The sequence below is a fragment of the Roseomonas sp. TAS13 genome (assembly GCF_001950415.1).
Classification (GTDB): Bacteria; Pseudomonadota; Alphaproteobacteria; order Acetobacterales; family Acetobacteraceae; genus Roseomonas; species Roseomonas mucosa.
The window spans coordinates 1-6,945 of record NZ_BDLP01000234.1 but is presented as its reverse complement, the minus strand read 5'-3'; the positions used below and the strand labels follow the sequence as shown (position 1 = coordinate 6,945).

Annotated in this window: 8 protein-coding genes; 3 read left to right on the top strand and 5 right to left on the bottom strand. The window is 70.3% G+C overall.

Annotated elements, in window-relative coordinates; genetic code table 11:
* Window positions 1-32: 32 nt before the first annotated feature.
* From ROTAS13_RS16505 to ROTAS13_RS16485, 5 genes are all read right to left on the bottom strand, one after another.
* The gene (locus ROTAS13_RS16505; protein WP_253187699.1) at window positions 33-320 is read right to left on the bottom strand and encodes a hypothetical protein; all 288 of its coding nucleotides are present in this window, start codon (window positions 318-320) and stop codon (window positions 33-35) included.
* A 78-nt stretch (window positions 321-398) separates the two neighbouring features.
* Window positions 399-779, bottom strand: a complete 381-nt coding sequence (locus ROTAS13_RS16500) for a VOC family protein (RefSeq protein WP_058390130.1) — start codon at window positions 777-779, stop codon at window positions 399-401.
* 39 nt (window positions 780-818) lie between these two features.
* The gene (locus ROTAS13_RS16495) at window positions 819-1,517 is read right to left on the bottom strand and encodes an MgtC/SapB family protein (protein WP_058390129.1); all 699 of its coding nucleotides are present in this window, start codon (window positions 1,515-1,517) and stop codon (window positions 819-821) included.
* A 48-nt stretch (window positions 1,518-1,565) separates the two neighbouring features.
* Window positions 1,566-2,357, bottom strand: a complete 792-nt coding sequence (locus ROTAS13_RS16490; protein WP_058390128.1) for an aldolase — start codon at window positions 2,355-2,357, stop codon at window positions 1,566-1,568.
* 82 nt (window positions 2,358-2,439) lie between these two features.
* Entirely contained in the window at window positions 2,440-3,180 is a 741-nt protein-coding gene (locus tag ROTAS13_RS16485; protein WP_079253404.1) for a VIT1/CCC1 transporter family protein, read from the bottom strand.
* Between the two features lie 154 nt (window positions 3,181-3,334).
* On the opposite strand from ROTAS13_RS16485, the gene tkt reads away from it, so the two are divergent.
* From tkt to ROTAS13_RS16470, 3 genes are all read left to right on the top strand, one after another.
* The gene (gene tkt / locus ROTAS13_RS16480) at window positions 3,335-5,410 is read left to right on the top strand and encodes a transketolase (RefSeq protein WP_370688464.1); all 2,076 of its coding nucleotides are present in this window, start codon (window positions 3,335-3,337) and stop codon (window positions 5,408-5,410) included.
* 24 nt (window positions 5,411-5,434) lie between these two features.
* The gene (gene gap, locus ROTAS13_RS16475) at window positions 5,435-6,454 is read left to right on the top strand and encodes a type I glyceraldehyde-3-phosphate dehydrogenase (protein WP_019462609.1); all 1,020 of its coding nucleotides are present in this window, start codon (window positions 5,435-5,437) and stop codon (window positions 6,452-6,454) included.
* Between the two features lie 97 nt (window positions 6,455-6,551).
* Window positions 6,552-6,803, top strand: a complete 252-nt coding sequence (locus ROTAS13_RS16470) for a hypothetical protein (protein ID WP_075822884.1) — start codon at window positions 6,552-6,554, stop codon at window positions 6,801-6,803.
* Window positions 6,804-6,945: the final 142 nt, after the last annotated feature.

The window sequence follows — 6,945 nt, the reverse complement described above, 5'->3', positions numbered from 1 at the left end:
TCGCCTTACGGTGGAGCTGTGCGTAGATGTGATCAAGAGACAGGCGCCGCGGCCAGCCTTTCGCGCCAGAAGCCGGGGCCGGCCGCCGCGTCGGGATCGCGGCTGAGGCGCCGGCCGGCGATCAGGGAATGCGGGTTGTACTGGTACAGGCCGAGGCGGCTGCCATCGTCGCCCTCCACCCGCACCAGCCCGCCGGGCACCAGCGCCTTGGTGGCCGCGCCGGTGGCGACCTCGTTGGAGAAGATCCAGGGATGCCCCGCCTTGGCCCGGCGCTCGCGGCCGGGCAGCAGGCGGATCGGGGGAATGTCAGAATTCGTCATGAAGGCGCGGACCATGCCGCCGGGCGCCGCCGCTGTCCATCTGCCAAAGGAGGCTGCCAAAAGGGTCGGCCCCACGCCTCAGCGGTATTCCGAGATCTCCACCAGATTGTCGTCCGGATCGCGCAGATAGACCGAGCGGATCGGCCCCGTGGCCCCGGCGCGGTCCACCGGGCCGAGCTCGATCGCCAGCCCGCGCTCCTCCAGCAGAACGATCACCGCTTCCAGCGGCCGGTCGGCGATCAGGCAGAAATCCGTGCTGCCCGGCGTCGGGTTCGCGGCGCGCGGCAGGACCGGGGCCCCCGCCGCCTCGTGCAGGTTGAACTTCTGCCGCCCGAAGCAGAGCGCCACGCGCCCGCCGCCGAAGACCTCCTCCCGCATTCCCAGGCCGCGCACGTAGAAGTCCCGCGTCCGCGCGATGTCGCGCACCGTCAGCACCAGATGGTCCAGCCGGTCGATCATGTCCTCAACCTCATCCTGACATTTCCAACCGCCGCCGGCTCAGGGCGACCAGCGGACCTCGCGCATGCCGGGCAGGGCGGCGATCTCCTCCAGGAAGGAGGGAACCTGCCGGCGGCTGCCGTACCGCCCGCGCCAGCGCAGATTGTAGCGCCGCGAGCAGGTCCGGCCGTTCTCGCGATAGATGACCGCCTGCCGCAAGGTCTCGTAACCCAGCCCAGCGAAGCGGGTTTCCATGTCCAGGCTTCGCAGCACGGCGCTGTCGCCCACCAGCAGCAGCGTCGCGCCCTGGACATGCCACAGCCGCCGCTCGACCCATTTCAGCACCCAGAGCACCCCGAGGCCCAGCAGCGTTCCGGCGACCCCGAGGCCGATCTCCCCGGCCCCCAGGCAGAGCCCGGCCACCGTCACGAACCAGAGCGTCGCCGCGGTGGTGACGCCGGTCACGGTCCCGCCCTGGCGCAGGATCGCGCCGCCGCCGATGAAGCCCACCCCGGTCAGGATGCCGAGCGGCAGGCGCATCACGTCCATGCTGATCACGCCGTGGTCGGGGCGGCGGGTGGTGGTCATCAGGATATCGGCCAGCAGCATCGCCAGGGCCGCGGCCAGGCAGACCAGCAGGGTCGTGCGCAGCCCGGCGGCATGCCCCTTGGCCTCCCGGTTCATGCCGAAGGCGGCCCCGGCCAGCGCCGCCAGGAGCAGTCGGAGGGCGATGTCGGACCAGACGGGATCGGTGTGCATCGGTTTCTACGGAGCTCTCACGTCGCGGGCATTTCCGGGGCGGGGGCCTCAGCCGGCGTAGTCCGGCGCCTCGCGGTCCAGGATGCGGCGGATGCTGGCGAGGTGCAGGCGCGCGCTTTCCGGGTCGCCCTCCCGCATCCGCGCCGCCGCCTCTCGCGCCACCGGCTCGGGCACGATCTTCAGCGGCCTTCCGGTGGAAAGGGCCAGGCGCTGGGCCTCGGCGGCGCGCTCCAGGTAGTAGAGGTCGTCCCAGGCCTCGGCGATGGTCGGGCCGACCACCATCACCCCGTGGTTCTTGAGGAAGCCGATATCCGCCTCCCCCATCGCCGCCGCGATCCGGTCCCCTTCCCGCTCGTCGAGGGCGAGGCCGTTGTAGTCCTCGTCCACCGCGACGCGGCCGAAGAACTTCAGCGCCGTCTGCCCGGCGAAGAGCAGCGGCGGCCCCTCGGTCATCGACAGGGCGGTGGCGTTGGGCATGTGCGTGTGGAAGGCCGCCACGGCGCGGGGGTGGCGCATGTGCAGCCGGGCATGGATGTAGAAGGCGGTCGCCTCCGGCCTGCCCTCCCCGGCCAGCACGTTTCCCTGGAAGTCGCAGACCAGCAGGCGGGAGGCGGTGAGCTCCTCGAAGGCCCAGCCATAGGGGTTCACCAGCATCAGCCCGTCATGGCCCGGCACCAGGGCGGAGAAATGGTTGCAGATGCCTTCCTGCAGACCCAGCCGCGCCGCCATGCGGAAGCAGGCGGCGAGGTCGCGCCGCGCCTCCTGGATCGCTTCCGAATCGAGCGCGGCGTTGCGGAGGATGGCGGGCGCCGTGCCGCCGGTCTGGAATTCATGGGCCATGGCTGACCGGTCCCTGCCTGGATGTCGGCCGGAAGCCTCGCCCCGGCGGCGCCGGAGGGCAAGGCGCGGCTGGCCCCGGACCTCATCCGCTGACCAGCCGCGCGATGCCGAAAGCGGCGCCGGCCGCCACGGCGCCGATCACGGCCGTCTGCAAGGCACCCGCCAGGCGCGGCATTCCGGTGGCCCGCGCCCTGAGCCAGCCGAAGGCGAGAAGCGCCAACCCGGTCACCAGGCTGGATACCAGCAGCGCCCGCGGCGTGTCGTCCAGCAGCATGTAGGGGAGCAGCGGCACCATCCCGCCGGCCACGTAGGAGCCGCCGATGCGCAGCGCGGAGCGGGGCGCCTCGCCGGGCGTCGGGGCGCTCAGCTCCAGCTCGAAGCGCATCATGAAATCCACCCAGCGCTGCCGGTCGGCGCAGATCGCCTCGGTCGCGGCCTGCAGCGTGTCCCCCCGCAGCCCCTGGCGATGGAAGATCGCCGCCACCTCCCAGCGCTCCCGCGCCGGATAGTCCGCCGTCTCCTCCCACTCCCGGCGATATTCGGAGGCGTAGCGGTCGGCCTCGCTGCGCGCCGCCAGATAGCCGCCCAGCCCCATGGCGATGCAGCCGGCCGCGAGTTCCGCCAGGCCGGCGGTCACGATCAGCGGATTGGCCGCCACCGCCCCGGACAGGCCCGCCGCCAGGGCGAAGGGCACCGTCAGCCCGTCCGCCGTGCCGATGACGAGGTCCCGCACCAGGGGCGAGGACGTGGCGTGCTGTTCCTGGTGCGGCGGGCCCGGGGGCATCGCCGGCAGGCCGGATTGGTCGAAAGCCAGGCTGTCCATGCCGCCGAAGCTGCCGCACCGGATCGGGCAAGGCGAGCCAATAAACATCTATCCCATTGAAATTCCCATGAACTCTGCGGATGCGACGCCTTTGCAGGGGTCTTGCCGCATCGCAATAAGCCGCTCAGGGTTGGCGGATCGGGCGCCCCCCTCTATGAACTCACGCTTCGGAGATCACGCCTTGGCCACGACCGAACCAGATTCCCAGGCGCCCGCGCCACCCAATCCCGCCCTCGCCGCCCAGGCAGCGATCCTGGCACAAGCGGCGACGCCGGTGCGCCGGATGGCCGATGCCATCCGGGTGCTGGCGATCGACGCCGTCGAGAAGGCGAAATCCGGCCATCCCGGCATGCCCATGGGCATGGCCGACGTGGCCACGGTCCTCTGGACCCGATTCCTCAAGAACGATGCCGACGACCCCCGCTGGGCGGACCGCGACCGGTTCATCCTCTCGGCCGGCCATGGCTCGATGCTGCTCTATGCGCTGCTGCACCTCACCGGGCAGGCGGGCATGGGCATCGAGGAGTTGCAGCGCTTCCGCCAGCTCCACTCCCCCGCCGCCGGCCACCCGGAATATGGCGAGCATCCCGGCATCGAGATGACCACCGGCCCGCTGGGCCAGGGCATCTCCACCGCCGTCGGCTTCGCCATGGCCGAGCGCCTGCTGGCCGCGCGCTTCGGCAAGTCGCTGGTGGACCACCGCACCTGGGTGATCGCCTCCGACGGCGACCTGCAGGAAGGCATCAGCCACGAGGCCTCCTCGCTGGCCGGGCACCTGAATCTCGCCAAGCTCTGCGTGCTGTGGGACGACAACCACATCTCGATCGACGGCGACACCGCCATCTCCTTCTCGGAGGACGTGCTGGCCCGCTACCGCGCCTATGGCTGGGCGACGCGGCGGATCAACGGCCACGACCACGAGGAGATCGCCTCGGCGCTCAGCTGGGCACAGAAGTCGCGCAAGCCGGTGATCATCGCCTGCCGCACCATCATCGGCTTCTCGGCGCCGAAGAAGGCCGGCACCGCCGCCAGCCACGGCGCCGCGCTGGGCGCGGACGAGGCCGCGGCGGCGAAGTCGGCGCTGGGCTGGAACCACGGGCCCTTCGAGATCCCCGAGGGGATCAAGGGCGAGTGGGAGGCGGCCGGCCGGCGTGCCGGCGGCACCCGCCGGTCCTGGCTCAAGCGCCTGGCCAAGCACCCGCAGCGCGCCGAGTTCGAGCGCGCCATGTCGGGCCGCCTGCCGGACGACTGGGCGGAGACCTTCGGCGCCTACAAGGCCAAGGTCGCCGAGGACAAGCCGAAGATCGCCACCCGCATCGCCTCGCAGCGCGCGCTGGAGGTGCTGGTGCCGTCCATCGCCGAGATGATCGGCGGCTCGGCCGACCTGACGGGGTCCAACAACACCAACGTCAAGGGCATTCCCTCGGTCACGCCGGACAACTTCTCCGGCCGCTATATCCATTATGGCATCCGCGAGCACGGCATGGCCGCGGCGATGAACGGCCTGGCGCTGCATGGGGGGCTGATCCCCTATTCCGGCACCTTCCTGGTCTTCGCCGACTACCTGCGCCCCTCGCTGCGCCTTGCCGCGCTGATGAAGCAGCGGGTCGTGCATGTGCTGACGCATGACAGCATTGGCCTGGGCGAGGACGGCCCGACCCACCAGCCGGTGGAGACGCTGGCCTCGCTGCGCGCCATGCCCAACCTGTTTGTCTTCCGCCCGGCGGATGCGCTGGAGACGGCGGAGTGCTGGGAGCTCGCCCTGCGCCGCGTCGACGGGCCGAGCGTGCTGGCCCTGTCGCGCCAGAACCTTCCCGCCCTGCGCGGCGAGGCGGGCGAGAACCGCTGCGCCCGCGGCGGCTATGTCCTGGCGGAAGCCTCGGGCGAGCGGAAGGCGACCCTGGTGGCCACCGGTTCCGAGGTCCATATCGCCATGGCGGCACGCGAGGCGCTGGAGGCGGAGGGCATCCCCACCGCCGTCGTGTCGCTGCCCTGCTGGGAGATCTTCGCCCTGCAGGACGCGCAGCACCAGGACGCGGTGCTGGGCAAGGGGCTGCGCATCGGCGTCGAGGCGGCGCTCGGCTTCGGCTGGGATCGCTGGACCGGCGCTGACGGAGTTTTCATCGGGATGCAGGGCTTCGGCGCTAGCGCGCCGGCGGAACACCTGTATCCCCATTTCGGCATCACGGCGGAGGCCATCGCGGCCACCGTCCGGAAGAAACTGTCGTAACTCAGAGGAAAAGGGGTTCGTCTCATGGCTGTTAAGGTCGCCATCAACGGCTTCGGCCGCATCGGGCGTCTCGTGCTGCGCGCCGCCTGCGAGAGCGGGCGCGACGATGTCGAGTTCGTCGCCATCAACGACCTCGGCTCCGTCGAGGCGAATGCCCACCTCTTCCGCTATGACAGCGTGCATGGCCGCTTCCCCGGCGAGGTGATCGTCGAGGGCGACAGCATCACCATCAAGGCCCATGGCAAGACCTGGGGCCCGATCAAGGTCTCGGCCGAGCGCGACCCGACCAAGCTGAAGTGGGACGGCGTGGACATCGCCGCCGAGTGCACCGGCATCTTCACGGCGCGCGAGAAGGCGCAGGTCCTGCTCGGCACCGGCGCCCGCAAGGTGCTGATCTCCGCCCCCGGCGAGGGCGCCGACAAGACCATCGTCTATGGCGTGAACCACAAGACGCTGACGGCCGAGGACAGGATCGTGTCCAACGCCTCCTGCACCACCAACTGCTTGGCGCCGATCGCCAAGGTGCTGCACGAGAAGTTCGGCATCCTGCGCGGCTACATGGTCACCATCCATGCCTATACGGGTGACCAGAACACGGTGGACACGCTGCACAAGGACCTGCACCGCGCCCGCGCGGCGGCGGTTTCGGCCATCCCGACCTCGACGGGCGCGGCGAAGGCCGTGGGCCTCGTGCTGCCGGAGCTGAAGGGCAAGCTGGACGGCACCGCCATCCGCATCCCGACGCCGAACGTCTCGCTGGTCAGCCTGGACTTCGTGCCGGGCAAGACCGAGGGGCTGACCAAGGAGGCGGTCAACGCCGCCCTGAAGGAGGCCTCGGAGGGCGAGCTGAAGGGCATCCTCGGCTACAACACCGCGCCGCTGGTCTCGGTGGACTTCAACCACGACCCGCATTCCTCCACCTTCGACGCGACGCAGACGCAGGTGGTCGATGGCGGGCTGGTGCGCGTGATGTCCTGGTACGACAACGAGTGGGGCTTCTCGAACCGGATGAGCGACACGGCCGCCTATCTCGGCAAGCTCTGAGACGGCCGGGCCGGGGGAGTTCGCTACCCCGGCCTTTTTTCTTTACTGTTTTAGGATTTTAGTCCTTTATCCGTCTGGACGGATGGAGGGCTTCGCCATGCCTGGCAAGAGGGTTCTGCTCAAGGTCTCGCCCCAGGGACAGGTGACGTTGCGGCGTGGGGTGCGCGAGGCGCTCGGGAACCCAAGGCACCTGGAATGCTGGATGGAGCAAGGAACGCTGCGGTTGCGGCCGGCGGTGTCGGCCACGCTGGACGAGGCGGAGGCGATGTTTGGCAAGCAGGGGATCACCCGGGACGTGCTGGTGGAGGCGCTGCGGATTGTGCGGCGGCGGGGCACGGCAGGATGTTGATTTTATTCCTATATCCGAGGTGGAGTGGGAAAGCAAGGCGCATCGTCGCCTGCCTCGGCGCGAACCGGGCGGTGCCCGGCCTCAGCGCCGGGCGCGGCGGCCCGCCGGGTGCTTGCCGCGGGTCCTGGCCCTCGGCTTGATC